A 25,872-nucleotide genomic window follows, 5' to 3' on the forward strand; every position below is an offset into this window, starting at 1 on the left:
CGGCGGATTGCCACGGGCGCTTCGCTTGGGTCTGTAAATTAAACTCTGTCCGATCTATCAATATCTTTGGGATCAACTTCTGGATATCTGGAGTTTATAGCCAGTGGTATTCTTTTACCAAATTTAATATAAAGTTGCTGAATTGTAAGACTCCAATTATGTAAAGGAGCTGTCCATTTTTTTTCGATGTTCCTTGTAGCCAGGTAGACCAGCTTTAAAAGGGACATATCATTGGTAAAAGCTCCTTTAGTCTTTGTAACCTTACGAACCTGGCGGTGGAATCCTTCAACGGCATTGGTGGTGTAGATGATCTTTCTGATTGGCTCCGTGTACTGAAAATACTGCGAGAGTTCATTCCAATTGCGTTGCCAGCTTTCGATTACTATTGGATATTTCTGACCCCACTTCTCTTCTAAATTGAGCAGTTCATCTTCAGCTACTTCTTTATTTACTGCCCGATACACCTTCTTAAGATCTCGCATAAATTCTTTCTGATCCTTTGAAGCAATGTATTTAAGAGAGTTTCTTATTTGATGGACAATACAAAGCTGTACCTGTGTCTTAGGAAAAACGCTAAGGATAGCATTGGTGAATCCTTTAAGATTATCGGTACAGGCAATTAATATATCTTCCAGGCCACGATTTTGTAGATCTGTCAATACCTGGAGCCAAAAGTTAGCACCTTCGCTCTCAGAAATATACATACCCAGCACTTCCTTGTATCCCTCCTTGTTGATGCCAAGAATATTGTAGAGGGCTTTGTGTTCTATCTTCCCATCTACTTTCACTTTGTAATGCATCGCATCAAGCCATACAATGCAGTACAGTGGATCTAAAGACCAGCTTTGCCAGGCTTTTACATCTGGAATAATCCTATCAGTAATCTGACTCAGGACCGTATGAGAAATGTCTGTGTCATACATCTGCTTTATATGGGAAGATATGTCACGGTAGCTCATTCCAAGGCCGTAGAGACCTATGATCTTCTCCGAGAGATTGTCTGCTAAGATTGTCTGGCGTTTCTTAACCAGGTCAGGTTCAAAGCTGCTATGGCGATCTTGCGGGGTATCAATTTCGAAGGACCCAAAACCGCTCTTTACTTTCTTTTTCCCCTTGCCATTGCGTTTATTGCCTGCGGAACGTTCTTCCTCATTAAGATGAGAATCCATCTCTGCTTCAAGAGCTTTTTCGATAAAACTCTTAAGCATAGGTGCAAAGGCACCATCTTTTCCGAAGAGACTCTTGCCCGACATAAACTGCTCCAGGGCTTTCTTCTCTAAATTTTGTTGTTCTTCTGTTGTCATGGGTCTGTCTGAATAAAATTATTTAAAATTCTTTTTCAGACAGAGTTTATTTTACACCCTCCTTCGCTTTCCTCTCAATGACGTTTCCCGATGCGAACCGTCATTGCGAGTCCGACGCAGGAGGACGTGGCAATCCGTTGAGGCTACTGCGCCCTTCATCATAGCTACACTACTACAGCTGAGGCTTCCTGTAAATTATCAATTGGCTCCTTGTAAGACTCCTGTTCAAACTGTAAGGTAAATTCTGCTCTGCTTTCAATGCCCATTGTTTAAACCTGTTTTTCTTTTCTCCCCATTTGTACAACCTACTAAAGCGCTCCAGTGTACCTACGGGATGGATTTCCACCTCCTTAAAAAATCTTTTACCTACTGTTTCGAAATGTTTACTGTTGAAGGTACGATCGGGATGCGGGTCATTGCTTTTCCATTCCCTGAATCTCTCTTTCTGAAATTTGGACGGTCGCTTTCCTACCGGTATATGCCAACGGATTTCATCAAGCAATTGTAAATTTACGGCTGGCTCGAAAAAACGGGCCTCTCCATCTGACTTTAAGAGCCTGGCAGTTTCTGCGAGAAATTTCTCTTCCAGCGGAATTTCCAGGTGATGAAGGAAAGCCTTGCCAATTACAAAATCAAACTGATTTCCCTCCAGCGCGTTCTCAATAAAATCACCAGGAATAAACTTTATTGCATAGTTGAATTTGTAGTTTTCATTTAGCAGGTCTATTATTCTTCCGCTGGAATCGGCAATATCATTCGCATAGACCTCAGCACCAAGAGCTGCCATCACTGCTGCATTCGTACAATCTCCACAGCCCATTTCCAGCACTTTCTTTCCCGCTAGTCTATCCTTGAAATTATCTTTATAAATAGCAAACCAACTGATTTCGGTAGTAGTCACAGAATTGAGGAAGGTATCCAGGTTGTGGATCCAGTGCAGAATATTGCTCACCTGCCCATCATTATACAGGCGATCATAGTGCTGCTTGTTTTTGTCCTGATTTTCTGTACTCATTAAAATGGTATCACTTCCAGTAATCCGGTTTTTAGCTCGTTAAGTTTTTCCTCGGAAACCAGGGTAGGATATTTCTCAAACATCTCTGAAATCTTTTCTTCTGAAATTCTGTTTTCTATAAATTCCGCTTCATAGGTTTCCAGACCAACTGATTCCAGGTAATCGGTATATTTGATGTCATTTCCGAAGATCTTGTTGGACATTTTCACCCAAACTGCCGGAATTCCGTAGGCATGAGCAACAATTAAGCCGTGTAAGGAAGTGGAAAGAATGCGTTCACACTCCAGGATCTCTTGGGTAGTTGCCTCCACATCCATCGTGAGCAGATCTATCACCTTTACTTCCTCCATGCCTCCAAAGATCTTCAACGCCGTTTGATAATCATGATAATGTGGTACTATACCTAATTTAGAATTCTTTTCCACCTGCGGATTATAATGATCTGGTAGCAGGATGGCCGGGTCTCCATATACTTCAGGGCATTCATAGCCCAATTTTAAAAGATACTCCCTGGTTCTGGGACCACGAATGGCTCGAAAATCAGCTTTTTCAAGATCCTGTTCATGATCAATAATTCCGCTGCCCCAAACTACACTGTCTCTGGATGCGTGATGTATGATACTCCCTATTGCCAAAAGGTTAGCTTTTTTAGTTTTGTACCATGCCTGCTTTTTAGGATGAACAAACCGTGTCTCTTTTCCGCTGATCTTCTCTACCAGGTATTTTGAAAGCAAATCTCCGTAGTTCTCCTTCTCCCTAAAGATAAATCGCCTTTCACTCCAGTAGAAGAGAGGAATTTTTTTGTGATCTTTGAAGTTCAGGGGCTTTCTCAATTCTAATTTTGTTTGGGTTCAAATATATAGAAATAATTTTCTGTTTACGTTTACCCTCTCCGGCGAAACTGCAGTTCCTTCAAAGAGGTCATTGAAAGCCGGACTAGTTCAAAGCGACTCTCCCCTGCGAACGGTCATTGCGAGAGAGTCCGGAGGAGAAACGCAACAATCTGTCAGTAGTTACCTCCAGGCCTCTTCGTGACCAGGTCGAAACAGATTGCCCATTCAACAATTCGGAAGCCGGGAAGTACTCGGATCATGATGAAGGAAAATTGCGGCAGATTGCGTCGCTTCGCTCGCAATGACGTTACCATTAACAAAAGTCGTCGCAGCAGTTCCCAGCTCCTTCGCAATGACGTTTTCGATCAAAATTTCCTACTTTAGCTTTCTAACGGTAAACAGAAAACCGTAAACAGATAATATGTTTCTAATAGCAGAAATAGCAAAGGCCCGCCCCTCAATTTTCTAAATCAAATATAAAGATGTCAATAAAAAATAAATTATGTTTTTAATAGCGGAGGTCGGGCAAGCCCATGAGGGCAGTCTGGGGATTGCCCATTCCTATATCGATGCCCTGGCAAAAACCGGGGTCAATGCCGTTAAGTTCCAGATACATATTGCCGAAGCCGAGAGCAGCCTGTATGAACCTTTCAGAATAAAGTTCTCTACCCAGGATAAGACCAGGTTTGATTACTGGAAACGTATGGAATTTTCCCTCGAACAATGGCAGGAACTTAAAGCCCATTGCGAGGAGGTGGGTTTAGAGTTCATGGCATCGCCTTTCAGCAATGCAGCAGTGGACCTTCTTGAGGAGCTGAATGTGAAACGCTATAAAATTGGATCGGGTGAAGTAAATAATTTTCTGCTGCTGCAAAAGATCGCTACCACAAACAAGCCACTTATCCTTTCTTCCGGAATGAGTTCTTTTGCGGAACTGGATGAGACTGTTGCTTTTTTAAAAAAACTTGATGTTGATTTTTCAATCCTCCAATGTACTACCTCCTACCCTACCCGTCCTGAAAATTACGGACTCAATGTGATTCAGCAGTTAAAGGAGAGATATGGGGTCAAAGTAGGATATTCAGATCATTCTGCTAAAATAGAAACCTGCATCGCCGCCACCGCATTGGGAGCTGAGATCCTCGAATTCCATGCTGTGTTCAACCGGAAAATGTTTGGTCCCGATGCAAGTTCTTCATTGGAAATAGAGGAAATTGGACAGTTAGTTTCCGCAGTTAAAAATATTTCTCTGGCACAACAACACCCGGTGGATAAATCAGACAATACAACTTTTAAGGATCTAAAAAACATCTTCGAAAAATCCCTTGCCGTGAACAAAGATCTCCCCGCCGGTCATATCCTCACTTTTCAGGATCTGGAAGCTAAAAAACCTAAGGGTTATGGGATTGAAGCCTTGAAATTCAGGAAGGTGATAGGGAGGAAAGTAACCAGGGATATTAGACAGTGGGAGTTTTTGAGGGAGGGAGATTTAAGTTAGAGCCAATTCCTATACTATAGACAGATTGCGTCAGTCGCTGTATTCAGCTCCCTCGCAATGATGTTTCAATGCGAACCGTCATTGCGAGACAGACGCAGTCCGGCGTGGCAATCTGTTAAAGGCGTCATCTAACATGATCGTGATTCCACTACGGCAGATTGCGTCGCTGCCCTGCCTACCGCCAGGCAGGCTCGCAATGACGTTTTCAATTTAACCCCCATTCTTCAGACAGATCCTTCCACTCCGGATTCATTTCATTGATGAGCTTTTCCTTATTCGCCCTGTTCCCTGCCTTTAGCTTCTTTTCATATACAATAGCATCACGAATATCACGAAGCCTCATATTCAGGAAGAATAACTGATCTGTTATTAAATGTAAATAATGGACGGACAAGACCAATTCTGATTGATAATAAGTGGAAAAAAGAAATTCCCTTCTTTATTCACGAAAAGCTGAGTGTTGGAGGTTCTCTTATACAAAAAGACGGAGTCGGATTTTGAATATTACATCAGCAACTCTCAAACTGACCCTATAAAGAGAGACTTAAATAAATTTTACTGACAAAAGTACTTTGATAAACTAAACGGAAAATAAAACTGATAACTAAGCGTTCGTATGGCCGGTACGGCCGAACATGAACGCCCTGTTGACTGAACCGGCTGTTTGCTGATTGACTATCTATGGGGATTGATCTGATCTGTGGGGTTTGCTATTAAGAACTTTTGGTGGTAAACTTTTCTTTTTTTGATCCTTTGCTTTTATTCTTCCACAGTTTTTATTGGTATAGGTAGTTTTAAAGAAGTAAAACTGCTGTTGGTTTTATGCATTCCTGTGGTTTTGGGCTATAGAGATCTGTTACACCAGTTGAGAGGCGTTTTACAGGGGAGCTATTTCTTTTTTTCAACTTGTTCTTCCAGGAATTTGGTAGGCCTCGCACTCCAAAGAGCCCAATGATTTCTAGCTGTCCCTGTTTGCAGGTAGGGCATATCCTATGTTGGAGTGGTGGCCTCTTCGGTAGGTTAGCTTCGCCAAGGCTTTTCTGTAGTTCAGAAATAATTAACCGTTTGTTGTAGGAGCTTAAGATTCCGTAATGGCGGATCCGAACAAAGCCTCTGGGAAGCACGTGCAGTGCAAATCGTCTGATGAACTCTGCGTCTGATAGGTACGTGTTAGATTTCCTTCCGCCGTGTCGGTAATCTTTGACAGAAAAGAGACCTTTTTATTATCGAGGTTCTTGATTCGATGGTTGCTTATGGCGATTTTATGGGTATAGCGACCAAGATATTCAACTACCTGGGGAGGTCCCAGGAAAGGGCGCTTGCAGTAGACTACCCATTAGTGCTTGAACAGGTTTTCATAGAAGTTTGTGGATTGGGTTCCAGTTCCTTCCGAAGGGCAGCCACAAAACGAGCCCTGAAGACCTTGCTCATAGCTTTCACCGGAAACAGATATTTGCCATTGTTCCTGGCCGGTTTCCATTTACCTGACTTTGTGATTCCTCCACCCGGTATGATACAATGCAGATGGGGATGAAGAGACAGGTTTTGTCCCCAAGTGTGCAGGATTGCGATCATCCCGGGATTGGCTCCAAGGAACTTCGGGTTTGATGCAAAACCCTTGATTACCTGCCAGGCTGTTTTGAACAGCAGGTCGTACATCTGTTTTGGCTCATACTGGCATAAGCGGTTAAGCTCGCAGGGAAGGGTAAAAACGACATGGAAGTAAGGCACTTTAAAAAGTTCTTCTTCCCTTGCCCTGATCCATTGTTCCTTTCTGGCACTTTTGACAATGCCGGTTGCGGCAACTGTTGTAGCTAAGGTGTAAACGCCTGCAGGAAGGATTAAGGCAGCGGTCGATGTGACCACCCAAAGCAGCAGTACGGCACTTTCGAACCGCATGCAAAGTTCTGAGTTGCCAGCTGTTGGCACAATGATCAGCTAAGGTCTCCTGGTTACGCTCTAACACCTGGTCTACTTCGTAAGTAGCGGATGACATCACCATTTGTTGTACAGCCTATCCAGCGGACTGAACGGCTTTCTCCTACCCAATTGTGCCACGTGAAGATAGGTTAAGGTGGTTTGGATATCTGCATGACCTAAAAGATCCTTTAGGCTCATAATATCCAGTCCCATTTCCAATAGGTGGATTGCATAGCTATGACGAAGGCTGTGAGAGGTAATCTCTTTTTGGATACCGCTGTGTTTGCGTGCCTCCAGTACGATCCATTGAACTCCTCTCGTGGACAAGGCAGTGGGATTATTTTCCCTGTCATAGCCATTGAAGCACCAGGTCGAAGGATTCTCTGCTGCGATTTACTTTTTCAGGCCACGGATCTGCAGCTTTGATAGGGGGACATATCGGTCTTTTCATCCTTTGCTCTGACGGATGTGGAGCATCTTTCGATCAAAATCCAGATCCCGGAGCTGCAGGTTGCGGAGTTAGAAACAACGCAGTCTACAGCTATAAAGCATGGCAAGGACAAGGCGGTGTTTAAAATTGAAAATCACTAAACCCAATCTATCTCTAAAAAATAGATTTTCAAAAGTGAGTTCTAAAAAAACGGAATGATCAGTTTTCAGCGGATTAAAACTAACTAATTACACAAAAAGAATAAAAGCCCAGTTTACAACAACGGTTAACAAAAATGTCACTATATAGTGCCTTCCGTAGAGAAATTCAATATAAAGTATCTGAATCCCTGGTCTTTTTCATTAGTTCTCGCATAATCCAGAATAATAAAAAGAAATCCAAACATCCGTGGCTTTGATTTAATCATTCCCGCATCTTCAAATCAACCCATCTTCAAATTTTGAAATCAATTTTTCCCGCAGATCTCGCAGATACACGCAGAAAAAAAAACATCCGAGCATCCCTCGCCTTTTAAATCACGGTTCCCAACCTCCCACCTCCGCTCGAAGTAGCCTGTTTTGCACTTGAATTTAATCTGGAATCCTGAACTTAAATCTTGAATTTTGAATTTTGAATCTTAAATTTTGAATTATTTCATCGTTTCCAGAATAGCATCAATATCGGCTTCGGTGGTTTCGGGATTGATGAAACAAAAACGCGAAATAGTTTCTCCCTTCCACTTTGTAGGTGTCACTAAGGCCATACCTGACTTGTGATTTCTATAGGTCCAGTCACGATATTCATCTGGAGTCCAGCCTTTTCTTCGGAACAAAACTACCGATAAACTTGCCGGCCTTACCAGTTCAAGGTTATCATCCTGTTCAATCTTTTCCGCAGCGATTTTGGCCAGCTCGATCCCTTTTTCAATGGCAGTGGTATATTTATCTGTTCCGTGCATGGCAAGGGAAAACCACAAAGGCATACCACGCACTCTCCTGGTAAGCTGAATCTGATAATCTGAAGGGTTAAACCCGTCTGCACCTCCATCTTTAAAGATCTCCAGGTAAGCCCCTTTCTGGGAATGGGCTTCAGCGGCAAGGCTCATGTCTTTATAGATGATCGCCCCACAATCATAGGGTGAAAAAAGCCATTTATGAGGATCGATCGTAATACTGTCGGCCCTTTCAATTCCGTTAAAGAGGTGGCGTACAGAAGGTGCGGCAAGTGCCCCGCCGCCATAAGCAGCATCAACATGGAACCAGATCCCTTCTTTCTCACAAACATCGGCAATAGAATCCAGCTCATCTATAATTCCGGCATTGGTAGTCCCGCCGGTAGCTGCCACTGCAAAAAGCCTTTTCCGGTCCTTCTCTTCCAGCTCATCAATAGCCGATTGGAGGGCATGCCCCTGTAGATTTTCATCTGGACAATCGATCATCACCACGTCGGCATCCATGACTTTTGCCATGGCCTGAATAGAAGAATGTGCCCCGTTTGAAGTGAGCAGTAAAGCCCTCACGCCAATATTGGCTGCATCTTTCTTTCTCCAGGCTTCGCGGGCAGTAACGAGCCCCGAAAGGTTGGCAGCCGTTCCTCCACTGGTAAATACCCCAAAAGAGCCTTTTGGAAGTCCGGTTAGGGATACCAGCCATTTCATCGCCTGATTTTCACAAAAGATCCCGCCGGCACCTTCCATCCAGTAAGCCCCGTGGATACTGGAAGCCGAGGTCACAAGGTCAAACATGATAGCCGCACGGGTAGGCGCAGCCGGCACAAAGGCTAAATGCCGCGGGTGGTCTATAGGCACCGTGGCCTTCACCAGTATGTCGCGAAACATCTTAAATGCAACTTCTCCTCCAATACCTTCTGGCGTAACAGTTTCCCCAATCTTAGCAAACAATTCCTCTTCTTTTTGGGGAGAACCCAGCTCGGGCGTCACGTTTGAAATACGGTCTACAGTATATTTCATAACATCGAGGGTCATTTCAACCAGGTCAATGTCTATCTTATGCATTTTCGTCATAGCGAAATAATATCAAATTTTAATTCAAGTGGTTTTAGGGTCTCCAGCAAGGCAGGGATAAGTGCATCTCCATATTCCAGGTAAAACTCCGAGAAATTGTGATGCCTTTCCTGAAGTCCTTTGCCGGGAAACAATTCATTTTGCAGGCTGGCAATTCTTGAAACCTCATCTTCAAGCTTTCTTTTCTGGGCTTTTAGCAGCCGTTTTTCAAGGTGGTCAAGGCCTTTAAGCTGCTTCACCTCCTGCGCTTTTACAGCATTCAGAAAAGATCTGTCAGTTTGTTCGGCCAGGGTGTACATTTCCTGAAATTGCTTTACCAAATGCTCTTTTTGAGGGGAAAAGTCAATGTCAATATTGGAAATCCTTCTTACCTTCCTGTTGATCAATTCGTGCGGTTTCAGGAAAAGTTCGGGTAAAGAGATGTTCAGTTTTTGCCTTTTTTGATCCTGCTTTTCTGTTTGGAGCAAAGCCGAATTTCGAAGCAGAAGTATTGGAAAAACAACCTCTGCCTGCTCGAAAAGCTGTTTTAGCTGAAACCAGTACGCCAGTTCCCCGCCACCGCCAATGTAACACAGGTTTGGCAAAATTACCTCCTGATATAAAGGCCGAAGCAGCACATTGGGACTGAATTTCTCCGGATGTTCTTCAATAAACTGCTCTAATTCTTCACGGGTCCAGGAAATTTCGTGGTCATGGACAAAGTATTTGCCGTTCTTTTCAATGATGCGCTCCCGCATACCTTCCTGCATGTAAAACAGGTTGAGCTCCCGCGGATTCACCTGTACTTTATATCCTTCTTTTTCTAAAACTTCCGATTGTTGCTGAACAGTTTTAAAAGAAACCTGCTCAAAAAGCTCATTTTTGACAGGTGAAATGTACAACCTCTTCAATTCGGGCTCATGCGCATCAATAATCACCAGCCCCTGCTCTTTAAAAAGCTCGTTGGCCAGGTAACGCGTGGCATCGGCAAGGTTATCGTGCTCCAAATATGCCTTTTTGAACCACTCTTTGAGCTGCTGTGCATTTTTACTACTCCCAATTTCAGCTGAAAATAGTTCAAAGACATCTTCAAGTCTATCGGTAGGCATTTCTCCCACAGGTCCGCCGGTCTTTTTTGATTTTGGCGGATTCCACTGGAACTTCTTTCCGTGGAGATGAAAAAAACTGATCTCCTCAAAGTCATGATCTTCGGTCGCCATCCAGTAAACGGGCACAAAATTGTATTCGGGATACTCCTTTTTAAGATCGGCCGCAAGATTGATGGCGGTAACTATCTTGTAAAGAAAGTAAAGCGGCCCCGTAAACAGGTTGAGCTGGTGCCCGGTGGTCACGGTAAAAGTGCTGTCTTTTTCCAGAAGCTCAATATTTGCAAGGCTTGCTTCGGAAGCATTGATCTTTTGATATTGACGCTTCAGGGTTTTGGCAAGCACGGCACGTTTTTGGCTTCCGCCGTGGCTGCTGAAGTTCTCTTTCTTTAAAAGGATTTGTTTTCCGAAGTTATTGAGATCGGGGAAAAGCCCGTAAAACTGCTTAACATTCTCTTTTTGATCCAGATAATCGGTCACCAGTGATGTAAAGTAGTTAGTTTCCCGATACGAAAGAGAATTTTTCTGCATTGAAATGAATTTTCGCAAATATACAATTAAGAGTGTTGGCGGTAAAATCAATAAAAAAATATTGAGAACGATAATGTTTTATATTTACCTCTAATTTGAAATTTGAGATTTTTCCCTATGAACAAAATTACGGCGTTATTCACAACAGTTTTATTGAGTTTTCAATTCGCCTTTACGCAGCAGTCGCCCAAAGAATTTTTGGGCTACCCGCTGGGCACCAGCTTTACGCGGCACCAAAAAGTAGTCGATTATTTTGCACATGTGGCCGAAAACTCCCAGCTGGTTCAATACCATAAATACGGTGAAACTTATGAAGGCCGCCCGCTCACCTATGCGGTTATTTCTTCGGAAGAAAACCTGCAAAACCTGGAGCAAATCAGGCAAAGTCATCTGCAGAATGCGGGTTTAACCGAAGCTAATGCTAACATACCTTCCAAAAAGGGCATTGTCTGGCTTAGTTATAATGTACACGGCAACGAGGCTTCGAGTACAGAAGCCGCTATGAAAACCCTTTACGAACTGGTCACTCAAAAGCAGAACTGGCTTGAAGATCTTGTAGTGATCATGGATCCTGCCGTTAATCCCGATGGCCGGGACCGGTATGTGAACTGGTACAAACAGGTAAAAGCCACTCCCTTCAACACCTCTCCCATGGCCGTTGAACACAATGAGCCCTGGCCTGGCGGCAGGCCCAACCACTATTTATTTGACCTTAACCGCGACTGGGCCTGGGCTACTCAAACCGAAACCAGGCAGCGCCTAAAGCTCTATAACCAATGGATGCCCCACATTCATGTTGATTTCCACGAACAGGGAAAAAATAACCCGTACTACTTCGCACCTGCAGCCGAGCCCCTGCACGATGTGATCACTCCTTTTCAGAGGGAATTTCAAAAAGAAATAGGGCTAAACCACGCCCGTTACTTTGATGAAGAAGGCTGGCTGTATTTCACAAAAGAATGGTTTGACCTGCTTTATCCCAGCTATGGCGACACTTACCCCACTTACATGGGGGCGATTGGAATGACCTATGAACAGGCCGGACAGGTTGGACTGGCCATAGAAACTGAGCAGGGCTACGACCTCAGCCTCGTTGACAGGGTGCAGCATCACCATACTACCGGACTCTCAACACTGGAGATCGCCGCGCAAAACGCAGACCGACTCCATGCTGAATTTTCAAATTTTTACGATAACAGCGGAAAGAATGCAGTGAGTTACGTGCTTTCAGGACAGCCCGATAAGCTTGACCTGCTGAAAGAACTGCTAGACCGCCACGAAATTACCTACTCCACCGTACAGCCTGGAAAAGTGAGAGGTTTTAACGCTCTTGAACAGAAAAAACAAACAGTAAATTTAGGTGCAAACGCACTGGTGGTAAGTACAGCCCAACCAAAAGGAAAAATGGTACGTGTACTGATGGAACCTTCTACCAGCCTCACAGATTCCCTAACTTACGACATTACCGCGTGGAGCCTGCCCTATGCCTATGGCCTTGATGTTTTAAGTACTGAATCTTCGGTTCCGGTTACTGCTGCTAAGGCCAACGATGTGAAAAATGTACCGATGCCCGGGGCTGCTGCCTATATTTCTGGCTGGAGCAGCATGAAAGATGCTAGGTTCCTATCGGCGCTGCTTGAGGCCGGAATCAGGGTGAGGTTCACTGAAACAGCTTTGGAAACTTCGGGGAAAAAATTTGCTCCGGGCAGCCTCATCATCACAAAAAGCGACAACCGAAACAAACAGGATTTTGATGAACTTCTTACCAGGATTGCAAACGAACACGAAAGATCACTCACTGTTGCCAACACCGGATTTTCCACCTCGGGGCCCGATCTGGGTTCTTCTCAGGTAAAAATCATAAACACCCCAAGAATTGGCATTTTACGAGGAGATGGCATTTCCTCGCTTAACTATGGAGAGCTTTGGTATTTCTTTGAGCAGGAACTCAATTACCCCGTTACCTCAATTGATACCGGGTACTTTTGGGACACAGATCTTTCCAAACTCGATATACTTGTGCTTCCGGCAGGAAATTATTCCGAGCTTTTCGATGAAGACAGGCTTTTAAAACTTAAGGGCTGGGTGAGAAATGGCGGAAAAGTAATTGCCATTGAAAGTGCCCTTGACGCTTTTGCCGGTAAAAGCGAATTCAACCTGAACAAGAAAAAGGAACAGGACAGCCTCCCAAAGCCAAACCTTGTTCCTTATGCTCAAAGGGAAAGGGAACAGATCAAAAATCTTATTACCGGAAGCATCATTGAAACCAAAATGGACAAAACTCATCCCATGGCCTTTGGGTATAATAATACTTATTTAAGTCTTAAACTTGGGAGTGACAGCTACAGCCTGTTAAGTAAAGGACAAAATGTGGGATACCTTCAGGATTCCCCGAACATAGTGGCCGGTTTTGCAGGTAGTAAGGCAAAGGAAAAAATTAAAAATTCCCTGAGCTTCGGGGTAGAACCAATGGGTGAAGGAAGTATTATTTATATGGTAGACAATCCATTGTTCCGTGCTTTCTGGCAAAATGGAAAACTTCTTTTCGTAAACTCCATTTTCTTTGTAGATAACAGTGAAATTTTAAACTACGCTAATAATTAAAATAATATATGCTAATAGATATTCTTCTACTCCTTGTAGGTTTTGTTGCTCTTATTTATGGAGCTAATTTTCTGGTGGATGCTGCTTCAAGCCTTGCCGCACGTTGGGGAGTACCCAGCATTGTGATTGGTTTGACCATTGTTGCATTTGGTACTTCGGCACCCGAGCTGGTAGTGAATGTCTTTGCTGCCACCACCGGTAGTACAGATATGGTGCTGGGCAACGTGTTGGGAAGTAATATTTTCAACGTCCTGGGGATCCTTGGAATCTCTGCCCTTATCTATCCGCTTACGGTAAAAAGCAATACCACCTGGATTGAAATTCCGCTGAGTTTACTGGCGGCAATTTGTGTGTTTGTCATAGCCTCTGATGTTGTTCTTGACGGTGCAACCACAAATCTTATCTCACGAAGTGAAGGTATTGTTTTGCTCCTGTTCTTCCTCATCTTCCTGGTTTATAACCTTATGGTGGCCAAAAGCGGGGGTGCCGATGAGGAAATTGAAACCAAAAGTTACAGCGTGGGAAAAGCAATTCTCTTTATAATTCTGGGTCTTGCCGGATTAGTAATTGGCGGCAGGTTAATAGTTACCAGTGCTGTAAGTATTGCTGAAGTTATTGGCCTTTCTGAAAGGGTTATTGGCCTTACCGTAGTGTCTATAGGAACTTCCCTGCCCGAACTTGCAACTTCTGTGATCGCCGTGAGGAAAAAGAATGTGGATATTGCCATAGGAAACGTGGTAGGCTCCAACATTTTCAACATCTTTTTGATCCTTGGAATTTCCGGGACCATAGTTCCGCTGGATATCAATCCCGCTACCTTCTTTGATATTTTGGTGAACATAGTGACAGGTTTGCTGCTCTTTATTTTTGTTTTTACCGGAAGAGGTCGCAGTATCGAACGCTGGGAAGGCGCAGTATTTGTTATGGGCTACGTGGCCTATGTTACCTATTTAATAATTTAATTCTTACTGAGTTTTAATGAGATCATCTGTAAAGTTCTATTTTCTTGCATTCCTGCTGAACTTGTATGTAGGAAACGCGCTGGCACAGCAAACGCCCGAAGCATCCCGTTTTGAAGTCGATTTTGAGACATTTACGCTTGACAACGGACTTAAAGTCATTTTCTACGTTGACAGGTCAGATCCTGTAGTGGCGGTTGCCCTTACCAGTCACGTGGGTTCTGCCCGTGAAAAAGAGGGACGCACCGGGTTTGCCCATCTTTTTGAACACCTGCTCTTCCTGGAATCTGAAAATCTTGGAAAAGGCGGTCTGGATAAACTCAGTGCCCGCATTGGCGGCAGTGGCGCCAACGGGTCCACCAGCCGCGACCGCACCAATTATTTTCAAACTGTTCCAAATGACGCCCTTGAAAAAATGATTTGGGCAGAAGCCGATAAACTGGGGTATTTTATCAATACGGTTACAGAACCTGTTCTAGCCAAAGAAAAGCAGGTGGTAAAGAACGAAAAAAGGCAGAGAGTAGATAATCAGCCTTACGGGCACACCCAGTACGTGATCGATAAAAATCTATATCCAAAAGGCCATCCTTACAACTGGCAGGTGATAGGTTCCCTTGAAGATCTTCAAAATGCCACCCTGGCCGATGTTAAGGAGTTCTTCAATCAATGGTATGTACCCAATAATGTGGTGCTTACCATCGCAGGGGATTTTGACACAGCACAGGCAAAACAGTGGGTGGAAAAATATTTCGGGGAAATAAAAAGAGGACCTGAAATTAAGGACCTTGAGAAAAGGCCCGCTAATTTACAGCAGACAAAAAAGCTGTACCATGAAGACAATTTTGCCCGGCTTCCTGAATTGACAATGGCCTGGCCTTCTGTTGCTTCCTACCACCCGGATGCCTATGCCCTCGAAGTGCTGGCAAATTATCTTTCTGAAGGTAAAAATGCCCCGTTCTACAAAGCACTGGTGGCAGGTAAGAAATTAACTCCAAATGTACAGATGTTCAATTACACTTCTGAACTTGCCGGTCAATTCATGCTACAGGTGAGAGCTTACGAGGGCATAGATCTCGACGAGGTGCATCTGGCTGTAGAAGAAACCTTTAAAAGGTTTGAAGCTAAAGGTATTCCCGAAAAAGACCTGAAGCGTATCAAAGCAGGACAGGAAACTGCATTTTACAGCAGTCTTTCCAGCGTTCTTGGCAAAGGCTTTCAGCTTGCCCAGTATGAGATCTTTGCGAACGATCCGGGCATGATCAACAAAGAGATCAACTACATTCTCGCAGTGACCCCGCAGGATGTGATGAGAGTCTATCAGAAATACATTAAAGATCAACCTTATGTTGCCACCAGTTTTGTTCCAAAAGCTCAGATAGAGCTGACATTAGAAGGTTCAGAACTGGCTGAAGTTGAGGAGGAACAAATAGTAATGGGTGCCGAGCAGGAGTTCGATCTTGAGGAAGAGGTGACCTACCAAAGAACGCCGTCCAGTTTTGACCGAACTGTAGAACCTCCATACGGAGATTCACCTCAGGTAAAGGTTCCCGAAATTTGGGAGCAAAATCTGCAGTCTGGACTTGAGATTTACGGTATCACTAATTCTGAAGTACCTCTTGTACAGTTCATGCTCGAGATCAAAGGAGGAATGTTACTTGAAGACCCTGCAAAGATTGGCGTGTCCAATCTTCTGGCCGACCTCCTCACTAAGGGAACAAAAAACCGCACGCCGCAGGAACTCGAAGAAGCCATTGAACTGTTGGGTGCCAGCATTCGGGTGAATGCTACAGATGAAAAAATGATCATTAGCGGTAGCACCCTCACCAGGAATTTTGATGAGACAATGGAGCTTGTTAAGGAGATTCTTTTAGAGCCGCGTTGGGATGAGGAAGAATTTTCACTTATCAAACAGCAGGTGATAAGCAGGATTCAGCAGGAGAAAGCTAATCCAAACAACATTGCTTCAAATGAATTTAGAAGGCTTGTTTACGGCGAAGATCATATCCTGTCTCACAACAATATTGGAAATGAGGATACAGTTGAAAGAATAACGCTTCAGGATCTAAAGGCTTACTACAACAATTATCTTTCTCCACATCTCGCTTCTTTCCTGGTGGTGGGAGATATTGGAAAAGAGGAAGCAGTAAACGGCGTGAAAGAACTCACCGCGGACTGGGGTGTCAAAAATGTCATTTTTAAGGAGCTTCCTGAAGTAACTGCCCCGGCTGAATCCAAGGTTTACTTTTATGATATTCCCGGCGCAAAACAATCTGTATTGCATATTGGATATCCAGCTTTAGCTGAAACCAATGAGGATTTCTATCCTGCAAGCGTAATGAACTACCGTTTTGGGGGCGGAAGTTTCGCTTCCCAACTCACACAGGAATTAAGGGAAGGTAAAGGCTATACCTACGGAATCCGGTCCGGGTTCAATGGCAGCACATTTAAAGGTCCGTTTTTAATTTCGAGTGGTGTGAGAACCAATATCACCTTTGAAGCAGTTGATCTAATAAAAGAGATCGCAGAGAATTATGCCGAAAGTTTTAATGAAAATGACCTGGAGGTAACCCAGGGGTTCATGATAAAAAGTAATGCCCGAAAGTTTGAAACCCTGGGTTCTAAACTACAGATGCTTCAGGAAATAAAGGATTATAACAGGCCAAAAGATTATGTTTTACAGCAGGAAGAGACAGTGAGGAACATCACTGTTCCGCAGATTAAAGCCCTGGCAGAAAAATATGTTGATCCAAATAAAATGTATTACCTCATCGTGGGAGATGCAGCTACCCAACTGGACCGGCTGGAGCAGTTAGGTTTTGGAAAACCGGTGCTTATAAACTCTGCCGAAAAATAGCATTTTTAAGACCTCTTGAAAATGTCATTTTTGAAACCTCTTGAAAATGTCATTTTTGAAACCTCTTGAAAATGTCATTTTTGAAACCTCTTGAAAATGTCATTTTTGAAACCTCTTGAAAATGTCATTTTTGAAACCTCTTGAAAATGTCATTTTTGAAAGCTCCTGAAAATGTCATTTTTGAAAGCTCCTGAAAATGTCATTTTTGAAAGCTCCTGAAAATGTCATTTTTGAAAGCTCCTGAAAATGTCATTTTTGAAAGCTCCTGAAAATGTCATTTTTGAAAGCTCCTGAAAATGTCATTTTTGAAAGCTCCTGAAAATGTCATTTTTGAAAGCTCCTGAATAAAAAATGCCCGGCAAACCCCGGGCATTTTTTATTGCGTAACTGAAATCCTTGCTCCTGGTTCTTTCAGCAAAACGATTTTATTTTTTGCGACAAAGTCATGAATTGAAATTGGAATCTGGTGCTTTAATTTTGGAATTTGACTCCTAAGAATCCTTCTTCCTTCCGCCTTTTTTCTTGCGGTGCTTCAAAACTTCAGCTTCCCTGAAGAAGATGATCTCTTCAGCAATATTGGTGATAAGATCGCCTATTCTTTCTACCTTTTTGATGACCGAAAACAATAACATCACCTGATCTATCACCTGCGGATCTGCTTTGACTTCTTCAGAAATAATAGCAAAGGACTTCATATTGATCTCGTTGAGGATCTTGTCTTTTTTAAATACTTTTCGGGCCACTTTGGTATCGGCTTCAGTATAAGCCAGGGCAATATCGTCTAGCATTGACAATGCGGTGGAGAACATTTCTTCCACCCGCATTCTCTCGAGCAATCGAGCCTCGATTTGGGTATCAATCTTCACAATATAATTGGAAATTCCGTAGGCATGGTCCCCCACCCGCTCCAAGTCAAAATTGATCTTCCTTAAAGCCAGCACAAAACGCAGGTCGCTGGCCACCGGGTTGTGCAAGGCAATAAAGCGTTCACAATCGCGGTCAATCTTAAGATCGAGCGCATTTACGCGGTTTTCGGTATGCAGCACTTCTTCGGCAAGATCGCTGTCGTGATTAAAAAATGCCTCTCTGGCATTTTCCAGTTGCTTCATGCAAAGCTCCATCATTTCAAGCCCTGCCTGATTCAATGCCTCTCTATGTTGGTCCAGACTAATCATATTACTTTAGTTTATCCGAATCTACCGGTAATGTAATTCTCGGTTTGTTGTTTTTCGGGATTGGTAAATAGCTTTTTGGATTTATCGTATTCTATGAGTTCGCCCATGTAGAAAAATGCGGTGTAATCGCTGATTCTCCCTGCCTGCTGCATGTTGTGGGTCACAATTACAATAGTGTATTTCTCCTTGAGCTCGTAAATAAGCTCTTCGATCTTGGCTGTTGAGATGGGGTCTAATGCCGAGGTAGGCTCATCCATCAAAATAATGGAAGGCTCTACGGCAAGAGTACGGGCGATGCACAAACGCTGCTGCTGCCCGCCCGACAAGGCCAAAGCCGATTTATTAAGGTCATCCTGCACTTCGTTCCATAAACCTACCTGCTTTAGGGATTCTTCTACTTTATTCTGAAGAAAGGCTTTGTCTTTAATTCCCTGGATCTTTAATCCATAGGCGACATTTTCATAGATGGACTTGGGAAAAGGATTAGGCTTTTGGAAAACCATTCCCACCTGTTTTCTTAGCTGTTCCACATTTACTTTTTTCTTGTAAATATTCTCTCCGTCTATAAGGATCTCCCCCTCCATGCTAAAGCCGTCAACATAGTCGTTCATTCGGTTAAAGAGCCTGAGGAAAGTCGATTTTCCACAGCCCGAAGGCCCGATAAAAGCCGTGATCTTGTTGGCCCTAATGTTCATGTCTATCCCTTTGATAGCCATAAAATCATCATAGAAAACCTTCACGCCTTTTGCCTGAAGTTTATGTTTTCTCTTGAGGGACTTATCTAATGTATCTTTATTTTCTTTCATTCTATTTAAATTTACTCTGCCACCTGTTCCTGAAATACACTGCAATTCCATTCAGAATAAATGTAATTAAAAGCAGGACGATTATGGCTGCGGCTGCGTTGATCTCAAAGCCGTGTTTGGGGCGGGAGATCCAGTTAAAGATCTGTATGGGCAATACTGAAAATTCATCCATGGGAGATTCGGGCGCAAACGGCACATAGGCCAGTGCTCCAATAACAATTAGCGGCGCAGTTTCTCCCACCGCTCTTGAAAGGGCTAAAATCACTCCCGTGAGTATGCCTCCAAAAGATGCCGGCAGCAGTTGTTGGGAAACTGTTTGCCACTTTGAAGCTCCCAGGGCAAAGGAAGCATCTCTTATAGATTTTGGCACCGCCTTTAAACTTTCTCTCGTGGCTACAATTACAATGGGCAAAATCAAAAGGGCCAGCGTAAAACTTCCTGCCAAAACACTGGCACCCATTTCCATGATGCGCACAAAGACCTCCAGGCCAAGTAGTCCGTAGATGATTGACGGTACTCCCGCAAGATTGGAGATATTGACTTCCAGCAAAGAAGAAAGCCGGCTTTGTTTGGCGTATTCTTCCAGGTAGATAGCCGCTGCAATTCCCAGGGGCAGGGCAATAATGGTGGTGAACACGAGGATCCATACACTTCCCATTAGTGCGGTATATATTCCGGCTCTTTCTGCTTTTCTCGACGGAAGGCTCGTGATAAAATCCCAATCAATCCTTTGCAGTCCATCTATAAGAATTGAACCTATAAAGATGGTGAGAAGAATGAGCCCCAGGAAGGTACAGGCAATCCCCCAAATCTTGAAAGCCTGATCTTTTAACCTGTTTGTTTTAATATTATTCATATTTCTCCCTGAATTTTTTCCTAATCCTGTAACTCACGGTGTTGAGCAGGAAGGTAAAGATGAAAAGAGTGATCCCGGCAGCAAAGATGGTACGGTACTCCAAGGAGCCGTGTTGCACATCGCCCAGGCTCACCTGAACTATGTAAGCGGTAATGGTTTCTACGGGAACTGTAGGGTCTAAAGTTAACCTGGGCTGTTGCCCCGCCGCAATGGCCACGATCATGGTTTCCCCAATGGCCCGCGAAATAGCAAGGATGATAGAAACTATAATCCCCGATGAAGCTGCAGGAACCAGTACCCGAAAGGCATTTTGCAACTTGGTGGAACCCATGCCGTAAGCGGCTTCCCGCAAAGAATTGGGTACCGCATGCAAAGCATCTTCACTTAACGACGAGATGAAAGGAATGATCATGATCCCCATCACCAGGCCGGCAGACAGGGAATTAAAACCCGAAAGCCCCGGAATAAACGACTGCAGGAAAGGCGTAACCACGGTTAGGGCAAAAAACCCGTATACCACGGTTGGCACGGCAGCCAGCAATTCCAAAGCAGGTTTAATTGTCTTCCTGAAGCTTCGCGGCGCGTACTCGCTAATATAAATACTGATAGACAAGCCCACCGGCACCGCAAATATGATGGCAATGAAAGAGGTTAACAGGGTCCCCGACAACAACGGCAGTATCCCAAAGTGCTTGTCGGTGTACAGTGGCGTCCATTGTGTATCTGTGAGGAAATCGACAATGGAAACCTCTCTAAAGAAATTTACGGCTTCTATAGAAAGTACCAGGATGATACCAACAGTCACTGCAATAGTAACCAGAGCACTTCCCAAAAGGCTCTTTTCTATTAGCGTTTCTTTTATTTTTCGCATTGAAGAAGGAAAATATTCCGGAGCAGGATTTGCCCCGGAAATCTTTATTACTCAGCTGAATTTTCTTTAACGAAAGCTGCAAATTTCTCTTTCTCCCTGTTGTATTCTTCGGAAGTAAGCGGAATATAGCCTACATCCTGAAGCAACTGCGGAGCTTCATCAAGATAGAACTCCACAAAATCGATCACCGCAGGATTTTCAAGAGAAGCACTGTTCACATAGATGTACAGCGGGCGGGAAAGAGGAGCATAGGTGCCGTTACTCACGCTTTCTGTTGAAGGCTCTACACAACCTTCACCCCCGTCTACCGGCACCATTTTGAGCTTATCTGAATTTTCTTCGTAATATGCCAGTCCGAAGAAACCTAATCCGTATTTATCGCCTGAAACTCCCTGTACAAGCACGTTGTCATCTTCACTGGCAGTATAATCCCCCCTGCTGCTCCCGCTTTTACCAACAATAGCTTCAGTAAAATAGTCGAAAGTACCCGAGGCTACACCGGGCCCAAAAAGGTGAATTTCCTCATCTGGCCAGGAAGGGTCAATCTGGTTCCACCTTGTGATAGTTCCCTGGGCCGCAGGCTCCCATATTTTCTTTAGCTGTTCTACGGTAAAACAGCTTACCCAGTCATTTTCGGGGTGAACTACAACTGCAAGACCGTCGTAGGCTACTTCAAGCTCTACGTAAGAGATGTTGTTTGATTCAGCTATTGCCTTTTCATCAGCTTTAATAGGGCGGGAAGCGTTGGTAATAGCTACTTCTCCCCTTCCGAATTTCTGAAAACCCCCACCGGTCCCCGAAACGCCAATTGTGACGTCTACATCAGGTGCTTCGGCCCTGTATTCTTCAGCAATAGCTTCGGTTACAGGATAAACCGTACTGGAACCATCAATGGAAATGGCATTTTTGGAACCTTCTTTTTTGTTGTTTCCGCAGGAAACCAGCGAAATACTTATTGCAGTTAATAAAAGGAATCTTTTCATAATTTGTTTTTAAAAATGAAGTTCAAATTGTAGTCTGTAAGTAAGATTGTCATTTAAACCGAGGTTGAGATCGGTGTAGTTAATGTCTGTCTGAATTTTTAATTTGTGTTTTATGATATATTTTGAAAGCCCCAGGGTGTATTGATCTTCCACCAGTTGGGTTACGCTGTCATCGAGATCTATGCTGGTGTACCTTCCCAAAACCTGAAGGTCATTCTTAAAAAGGTAGCCTGCCTGGACATTAAATCCGCTTCCAATGTTCACCATGTCACCGGTCAAAGTGCCATCGGCATTAGTTGCGAAGGCATCATCGGCGCTGCGGTGAGCATATTCGGCCATGGCCGAAATTCCGCGGTACTTAAAAATGGCATCCAGAAAGAGCGTGCTGATATCTGTTTCAAAGAATCCGTAGTCGGTAAGCATATAGGAGCCCATGTTAGACCTGGTCTTTACCGCATTGTGGTTATAGTCGTAAGCTACGCCTACAGCCAGCTTAGGTTTTGCTTCCCTGGCAAAATCGGCACCCGTGTAATCGGCAAAATCTCCAAAGGGCAGAAATTCCAGCCTCCCAGTGTATTGAAAGCCGCCAAGGTTTCCGGCAGTAACATTCCTTCCTTCTCCCTGGGCAACAGATACAGCTTCTCTCATAAGAAATGAGCCGCCAAGATGGGTTTCGTGGTGTAACTGTACCCCGAGGTCACGATCAATATTAAACCGGCTGTTCACCAGAGAGCGGTCTACAGTTTCAAGGCTTCCCGAAGAAATAAGCCTTTCCCTGTTCCCCGGCAGTTTGGTTTGTCCTGCCCAGAGCTCAAAGTTCTCATGGAAATTCCATTTTACAACGGCATCAAGAATATACCTGGGAGTATTATTGTTGTAAACTGAAGCGCCCGAAATATCGCGGTTAGACAAACCCAGTTCCAGTTTGTACTTAAGTTTTGGGGTGTAGGCGAAACCCTGAAGTTTGAGGCGTGACCTTCTTATAAGAAAGTTGGTTTCCCCTGTTTCAAAATTCCCGTTTTCAGCAATATCCCAACCCGAGGTGAAGAGGGATTGCATCCTAAAAGAAAAATTTGCGCTGTAAGAGCTGTCTTTTGCCACCACATTCACAAGGCCTTTTCCAAAAGTATTCTCTGTAAAATCCTGTCCCTGCACATGCAATGAAATTAAAAAGGCTAATACTGAAATTGCGCCCGTGCTAATCTTCATTATTTCTTAGTTTTTGTCGGGGACAAAGGTGCAGTACCAATGTTAAGTGAATGTTACGGGCAAATTATCAATAAGTAAAAGGTTGCCCCAAAAAGAGCAACCTTACCTCATACATCTAAATCGACAAAAACTAAGAGTATATGATTGTGGTTCAAAAATGCGAGGATTTATCCGCTTTGGTGTTAAGTAAAAATGAAGTAATGTTTAATTTTAATTATCCTGCCCGTTAGAATATTATTAACGGGCCTACCGCCTAACCAAAAAATTTCTAATTTGTAGCTCCATTCAAATATTGGTTTGAGCAAAAGTTTTTTTCAAAAATACCTGTCCTTCTTTCTTAGCGGAAGCATCATTCTTTTCCTGGTGATCCTATATTTTACTCATTCTCCATTTCAGGAATCGGTAAAAGAGGCCTGGGAGGTTTTATTGAGCGAAGACAGAGACAGGATCAAAGATTACGTGAAGCAGTTTGGAATTTGGGGACCCCTGGCTATTGTAGTGTTCATTGTACTGCAAATGTTCCTGATCATTTTCCCTTCCTGGCTGCCTATTATTGTTGGCGTACTGGCTTACGGATTTTGGATTGGAGTTTTGATCAATCTCATTGGAATTGGGCTTGCCTCGACAATAGGTTATTATATAGGTAAAAAGTTCAAAAATGTCTTTGTTAGTGACAAGAAGTATGAAAAAATGAAATTCTGGATTGAGAACTACAGTTTTGGAACTGTAGTTCTTTTTCGGGTTTCCCCTTTTTTCTCGACCGATGCCATTAGCTTTATAGCGGGAATTTTCAGGATGAATTACAAAAAATTCATGCTGGCCACCTACTCCGGAATGATCCCCCTAACCCTCGCTGTGGGATATTTTTCAACCGATATTGACAAACTGGAAAACGGGCTCTACTGGGTAGGTGGCGCAGGAGCTGTGCTTTATGCTATTTATGTTTATATTGACTATCATAAAAGAAGAAAGAAAAATGCAAAGCAGTGATTTTCCTATTGAAGATATAAGAGCGAAATTTCCGGCTCTTAATTTTAAGAATAAAGAGCAGGTCTTTCCCATATATTTTGACGGTCCCGGCGGCACCCAGATGGTACAGGGCTGCATAGACCGGATGCTGGAGTACATTGAAACAGGAATGGCCAACCTTCACGGCACCTTTTCTACCAGCATTAAAACCGATGCGCTTTTAGCTGAAGCAAAAGAAGCGGTTGGCGATCTCCTGAATTGTCCTGCTGAAGAAGTCGCTTTTGGCCAGAACATGACCAGCCTTGCATTCCAGGTCTCCCACAGTCTTAAACCATTACTGAAGGAAGCTGATGAGATTGTGGTCACCCAGCTCGATCACCGGGCCAATGTTGACCCATGGCTACATTTGGCCAAAGAAACCGGCGCAACAGTGAAATTTATACCTGTAGACAAGCAGAAGCTCATCCTCGACCTTTCCCATCCTGACTCCCTCATCACTCAAAAAACAAAACTTGTTGCTATTGGGCTTTCCTCCAACCTCACAGGTACCGTTACCAATGCAAAGAAAATCTTTGAAGCGGCAAATAAGGTAAATGCCATCACCATTGCCGATGCCGTGCATGCAGTACCGCATTTTCTGGTAGACAAGCAGGATTTAGGCTGCGACATCCTCTTCTGTTCGGCCTATAAATTCTTCGGGCCCCACCTGGGAATAGTGGGCATCAAAAAAGCCATTTTTGAGGCCCTAAAAATTCCGAAGTTACAACCTGCTCCCAATGAAATTCCGTATAAACTGGAAACCGGAACTCAAAATCATGAAGCCATCGCCGGCCTTTGCGGTGCTATAGATTTTATTGAAGGTTTAGGAACCGGCGATACCCGTAGACAACGATTAAAAGCAGGAATGGAAGCCATAGAAACTCATGAACAGGAGCTGATGCATTCCCTGGAGCAATTTTTGGAATCTATTCCTGAAGTTAAACTCTACCGCGCTTCTTCGGAAATAAAAAAAACACCGACTTTCGCTTTCAGGATAGACGGAATCCACTCCCGCGAAGCCACAAAATTCTTTGCCGAAAAATTCAACCTCTACATTGGCGACGGGCATTTTTACGCCGCTACCATGGCTGAAGTTTTTCCGGTAATGGAAACCGGAGGCTGGATACGCATTGGGTTCGCGCCTTATAATACGCTTGAAGAGATCGAGATCTTCAAAAAAGCCCTGCAGGAGCTGCTGCAAAGAAAAACATGAAGATCCTGGAGAGGATCATAAAATTTTTTGCCAAAGGCCTGCTTGCCTTCTTAATCCTCATGCTCCTTTATTTTGTGTCGGCGGTAACAGGTTCGGCAATACCGGTGAACAAAGATCAGCCGCAGGGCGGGAACATCACCATCTACCTTCGCACCAACGGCGTACATACAGATTATATATTTCCGGTTAAAAATGAGATCATGCATTGGCAAGAGCTGGTCTCTCCCCAATATACCCTCTCAAAAAGGGCAAATTATAATTACATTTCTTTTGGCTGGGGAGATCTGGAATTTTATCAAAATACTCCCGAATGGAGCGACCTCAGCTTTCCAACAGCCATGCAGGCTGTTTTCCTGCCCAGTCCATCGGCCATGCATGTTGAATTTGAATCGGCGCCCAGGTTTACGCAGCCTGTTATTTCCGTAGATATTTCGGAAGCCCAATACCGTGACCTGGTGAGGTATGTGGCTCAAAGTTTTGAACTCGACGCTTCCGGAAATGTCATTCCGGTAGCAAATCTACATTACAATCAAAACGATGCGTTCTTCAGGGCAAAGAGATCTCTTAACGCTTTCTACACCTGCAACACCTGGATAAACAACGGTCTCAAAAATGCCAGTTTAAGGGCCTGTCTCTGGACGCCTTTTGACGATGGCATTTTTTACCAGTACCGCTGAATTTATACATATTTTAAG

General features: G+C 43.8%; 21 protein-coding genes and 1 pseudogene. 7 read left to right on the plus strand and 15 right to left on the minus strand.

Annotated features, from left to right (window positions below):
- Nucleotides 1–38: 38 nt before the first annotated feature.
- The 3 genes from JRG66_RS01815 to JRG66_RS01825 all read right to left on the minus strand — a co-directional run bounded on the left by JRG66_RS01815 (nucleotide 39) and on the right by JRG66_RS01825 (nucleotide 3,152).
- Entirely contained in the window at nucleotides 39–1,304 is a 1,266-nt protein-coding gene (locus tag JRG66_RS01815) for an IS256 family transposase (RefSeq protein ID WP_265164043.1), read from the minus strand.
- Between the two features lie 172 nt (nucleotides 1,305–1,476).
- Nucleotides 1,477–2,319: a class I SAM-dependent methyltransferase gene (locus JRG66_RS01820; RefSeq protein ID WP_265164044.1), complete on the minus strand. Its 843-nt coding sequence runs from the start codon at nucleotides 2,317–2,319 to the stop codon at nucleotides 1,477–1,479.
- On the minus strand, nucleotides 2,319–3,152 hold the full coding sequence (locus JRG66_RS01825; RefSeq protein ID WP_265164045.1) for a polysaccharide pyruvyl transferase family protein: 834 nt from the start codon (nucleotides 3,150–3,152) through the stop codon (nucleotides 2,319–2,321). The genes JRG66_RS01820 and JRG66_RS01825 overlap by 1 nt, the downstream gene beginning before the upstream one ends.
- 502 nt (nucleotides 3,153–3,654) lie before the next feature.
- On the opposite strand from JRG66_RS01825, the gene JRG66_RS01830 reads away from it, so the two are divergent.
- Nucleotides 3,655–4,650: an N-acetylneuraminate synthase family protein gene (locus JRG66_RS01830; RefSeq protein WP_265164046.1), complete on the plus strand. Its 996-nt coding sequence runs from the start codon at nucleotides 3,655–3,657 to the stop codon at nucleotides 4,648–4,650.
- Nucleotides 4,651–5,444: 794 nt separating this feature from the next.
- On the opposite strand, the pseudogene JRG66_RS15695 reads toward JRG66_RS01830, so the two are convergent.
- From JRG66_RS15695 to bshC, 6 genes and pseudogenes are all read right to left on the minus strand, one after another.
- Nucleotides 5,445–5,959: pseudogene (locus JRG66_RS15695) on the minus strand (transposase).
- 20 nt (nucleotides 5,960–5,979) lie between these two features.
- Nucleotides 5,980–6,381 (minus strand): IS91 family transposase, encoded by a 402-nt coding sequence (locus JRG66_RS15700; RefSeq protein WP_443096478.1) that lies wholly within the window; start codon nucleotides 6,379–6,381, stop codon nucleotides 5,980–5,982.
- Between the two features lies 1 nt (nucleotide 6,382).
- On the minus strand, nucleotides 6,383–6,652 hold the full coding sequence (locus JRG66_RS15705) for a transposase zinc-binding domain-containing protein (protein ID WP_307726301.1): 270 nt from the start codon (nucleotides 6,650–6,652) through the stop codon (nucleotides 6,383–6,385).
- Nucleotides 6,646–6,963 (minus strand): tyrosine-type recombinase/integrase, encoded by a 318-nt coding sequence (locus JRG66_RS01855; RefSeq protein WP_265165385.1) that lies wholly within the window; start codon nucleotides 6,961–6,963, stop codon nucleotides 6,646–6,648. Before JRG66_RS01855 ends, JRG66_RS15705 begins: the two co-directional genes overlap by 7 nt.
- A 686-nt stretch (nucleotides 6,964–7,649) precedes the next feature.
- Nucleotides 7,650–9,014 carry a pyridoxal phosphate-dependent decarboxylase family protein gene (locus tag JRG66_RS01860; RefSeq protein WP_265165387.1) on the minus strand — a complete coding sequence of 455 codons (1,365 nt, stop codon included), beginning with the start codon at nucleotides 9,012–9,014 and terminating at the stop codon, nucleotides 7,650–7,652.
- 5 nt (nucleotides 9,015–9,019) lie between these two features.
- Complete coding sequence (gene bshC / locus JRG66_RS01865; RefSeq protein WP_265164049.1) at nucleotides 9,020–10,639, minus strand: bacillithiol biosynthesis cysteine-adding enzyme BshC; 1,620 nt, start codon at nucleotides 10,637–10,639, stop codon at nucleotides 9,020–9,022.
- Nucleotides 10,640–10,756: 117 nt separating this feature from the next.
- Here bshC and JRG66_RS01870 point away from each other — a divergent pair, with 117 nt between their 5' ends.
- The 3 genes from JRG66_RS01870 to JRG66_RS01880 are packed head-to-tail and all read left to right on the plus strand — an operon-like array spanning nucleotide 10,757 to nucleotide 17,056.
- Nucleotides 10,757–13,243, plus strand: a complete 2,487-nt coding sequence (locus JRG66_RS01870) for a M14 family metallopeptidase (protein ID WP_265164050.1) — start codon at nucleotides 10,757–10,759, stop codon at nucleotides 13,241–13,243.
- Nucleotides 13,244–13,251: 8 nt separating this feature from the next.
- A complete protein-coding gene (locus tag JRG66_RS01875) occupies nucleotides 13,252–14,205 on the plus strand; it encodes a calcium/sodium antiporter (RefSeq protein WP_265164051.1) in 954 nt (317 codons plus the stop codon).
- A gap of 16 nt (nucleotides 14,206–14,221) precedes the next feature.
- Nucleotides 14,222–17,056 (plus strand): M16 family metallopeptidase, encoded by a 2,835-nt coding sequence (locus tag JRG66_RS01880; RefSeq protein WP_265164052.1) that lies wholly within the window; start codon nucleotides 14,222–14,224, stop codon nucleotides 17,054–17,056.
- A 491-nt stretch (nucleotides 17,057–17,547) separates the two neighbouring features.
- On the opposite strand, the gene phoU is transcribed toward JRG66_RS01880, so the two are convergent.
- From phoU to JRG66_RS01910, 6 genes are read right to left on the minus strand one after another with little or no spacing between them, the layout of a single operon-like run.
- Complete coding sequence (gene phoU / locus JRG66_RS01885) at nucleotides 17,548–18,231, minus strand: phosphate signaling complex protein PhoU (RefSeq protein ID WP_265164053.1); 684 nt, start codon at nucleotides 18,229–18,231, stop codon at nucleotides 17,548–17,550.
- An 11-nt stretch (nucleotides 18,232–18,242) separates the two neighbouring features.
- On the minus strand, nucleotides 18,243–19,037 hold the full coding sequence (pstB, locus tag JRG66_RS01890; protein ID WP_265164054.1) for a phosphate ABC transporter ATP-binding protein PstB: 795 nt from the start codon (nucleotides 19,035–19,037) through the stop codon (nucleotides 18,243–18,245).
- Between the two features lies 1 nt (nucleotide 19,038).
- Entirely contained in the window at nucleotides 19,039–19,893 is an 855-nt protein-coding gene (gene pstA, locus JRG66_RS01895; protein ID WP_265164055.1) for a phosphate ABC transporter permease PstA, read from the minus strand.
- Nucleotides 19,886–20,764, minus strand: a complete 879-nt coding sequence (gene pstC, locus JRG66_RS01900; RefSeq protein WP_265164056.1) for a phosphate ABC transporter permease subunit PstC — start codon at nucleotides 20,762–20,764, stop codon at nucleotides 19,886–19,888. The genes pstA and pstC overlap by 8 nt, the downstream gene beginning before the upstream one ends.
- Nucleotides 20,765–20,811: 47 nt before the next feature.
- Nucleotides 20,812–21,747: a PstS family phosphate ABC transporter substrate-binding protein gene (locus tag JRG66_RS01905; protein ID WP_265164057.1), complete on the minus strand. Its 936-nt coding sequence runs from the start codon at nucleotides 21,745–21,747 to the stop codon at nucleotides 20,812–20,814.
- Between the two features lie 9 nt (nucleotides 21,748–21,756).
- Nucleotides 21,757–22,956 (minus strand): porin, encoded by a 1,200-nt coding sequence (locus tag JRG66_RS01910; RefSeq protein WP_265164058.1) that lies wholly within the window; start codon nucleotides 22,954–22,956, stop codon nucleotides 21,757–21,759.
- Between the two features lie 297 nt (nucleotides 22,957–23,253).
- Between JRG66_RS01910 and JRG66_RS01915 the strand changes: the two genes are divergently transcribed.
- Genes JRG66_RS01915 through JRG66_RS01925 form a run of 3 tightly spaced genes read left to right on the plus strand, consistent with a single transcriptional unit; the run spans nucleotide 23,254 to nucleotide 25,854 of the window.
- Nucleotides 23,254–23,946, plus strand: coding sequence for a TVP38/TMEM64 family protein (locus JRG66_RS01915; protein WP_265164059.1), 693 nt, complete (start codon nucleotides 23,254–23,256; stop codon nucleotides 23,944–23,946).
- Nucleotides 23,933–25,177 carry a cysteine desulfurase-like protein gene (locus JRG66_RS01920; protein WP_265164060.1) on the plus strand — a complete coding sequence of 415 codons (1,245 nt, stop codon included), beginning with the start codon at nucleotides 23,933–23,935 and terminating at the stop codon, nucleotides 25,175–25,177. The genes JRG66_RS01915 and JRG66_RS01920 overlap by 14 nt, the downstream gene beginning before the upstream one ends.
- Nucleotides 25,174–25,854 (plus strand): TIGR02117 family protein, encoded by a 681-nt coding sequence (locus JRG66_RS01925; RefSeq protein ID WP_265164061.1) that lies wholly within the window; start codon nucleotides 25,174–25,176, stop codon nucleotides 25,852–25,854. The genes JRG66_RS01920 and JRG66_RS01925 overlap by 4 nt, the downstream gene beginning before the upstream one ends.
- Nucleotides 25,855–25,872 lie beyond the last annotated feature (18 nt).

The organism is Salinimicrobium tongyeongense (assembly GCF_026109735.1).
Lineage (GTDB): Bacteria > Bacteroidota > Bacteroidia > Flavobacteriales > Flavobacteriaceae > Salinimicrobium > Salinimicrobium tongyeongense.

Excerpts from the sequence above, each read along its gene's own strand:
- JRG66_RS01815 (WP_265164043.1), bottom strand. The coding sequence starts at position 1,304 with ATGACAACAGAAGAACAACAAAATTTAGAGAAGAAAGCCCTGGAGCAG.
- JRG66_RS01820 (WP_265164044.1), bottom strand. The coding sequence starts at position 2,319 with ATGAGTACAGAAAATCAGGACAAAAACAAGCAGCACTATGATCGCCTG.
- JRG66_RS01830 (WP_265164046.1), top strand. The coding sequence starts at position 3,655 with ATGTTTTTAATAGCGGAGGTCGGGCAAGCCCATGAGGGCAGTCTGGGG.
- JRG66_RS15705 (WP_307726301.1), bottom strand. The coding sequence starts at position 6,652 with ATGGTGATGTCATCCGCTACTTACGAAGTAGACCAGGTGTTAGAGCGT.
- JRG66_RS01860 (WP_265165387.1), bottom strand. The coding sequence starts at position 9,014 with ATGCATAAGATAGACATTGACCTGGTTGAAATGACCCTCGATGTTATG.
- bshC (WP_265164049.1), bottom strand. The coding sequence starts at position 10,639 with ATGCAGAAAAATTCTCTTTCGTATCGGGAAACTAACTACTTTACATCA.
- JRG66_RS01870 (WP_265164050.1), top strand. The coding sequence starts at position 10,757 with ATGAACAAAATTACGGCGTTATTCACAACAGTTTTATTGAGTTTTCAA.
- JRG66_RS01875 (WP_265164051.1), top strand. The coding sequence starts at position 13,252 with ATGCTAATAGATATTCTTCTACTCCTTGTAGGTTTTGTTGCTCTTATT.
- JRG66_RS01880 (WP_265164052.1), top strand. The coding sequence starts at position 14,222 with ATGAGATCATCTGTAAAGTTCTATTTTCTTGCATTCCTGCTGAACTTG.
- phoU (WP_265164053.1), bottom strand. The coding sequence starts at position 18,231 with ATGATTAGTCTGGACCAACATAGAGAGGCATTGAATCAGGCAGGGCTT.
- pstB (WP_265164054.1), bottom strand. The coding sequence starts at position 19,037 with ATGAAAGAAAATAAAGATACATTAGATAAGTCCCTCAAGAGAAAACAT.
- pstA (WP_265164055.1), bottom strand. The coding sequence starts at position 19,893 with ATGAATAATATTAAAACAAACAGGTTAAAAGATCAGGCTTTCAAGATT.
- pstC (WP_265164056.1), bottom strand. The coding sequence starts at position 20,764 with ATGCGAAAAATAAAAGAAACGCTAATAGAAAAGAGCCTTTTGGGAAGT.
- JRG66_RS01905 (WP_265164057.1), bottom strand. The coding sequence starts at position 21,747 with ATGAAAAGATTCCTTTTATTAACTGCAATAAGTATTTCGCTGGTTTCC.
- JRG66_RS01910 (WP_265164058.1), bottom strand. The coding sequence starts at position 22,956 with ATGAAGATTAGCACGGGCGCAATTTCAGTATTAGCCTTTTTAATTTCA.
- JRG66_RS01920 (WP_265164060.1), top strand. The coding sequence starts at position 23,933 with ATGCAAAGCAGTGATTTTCCTATTGAAGATATAAGAGCGAAATTTCCG.
- JRG66_RS01925 (WP_265164061.1), top strand. The coding sequence starts at position 25,174 with ATGAAGATCCTGGAGAGGATCATAAAATTTTTTGCCAAAGGCCTGCTT.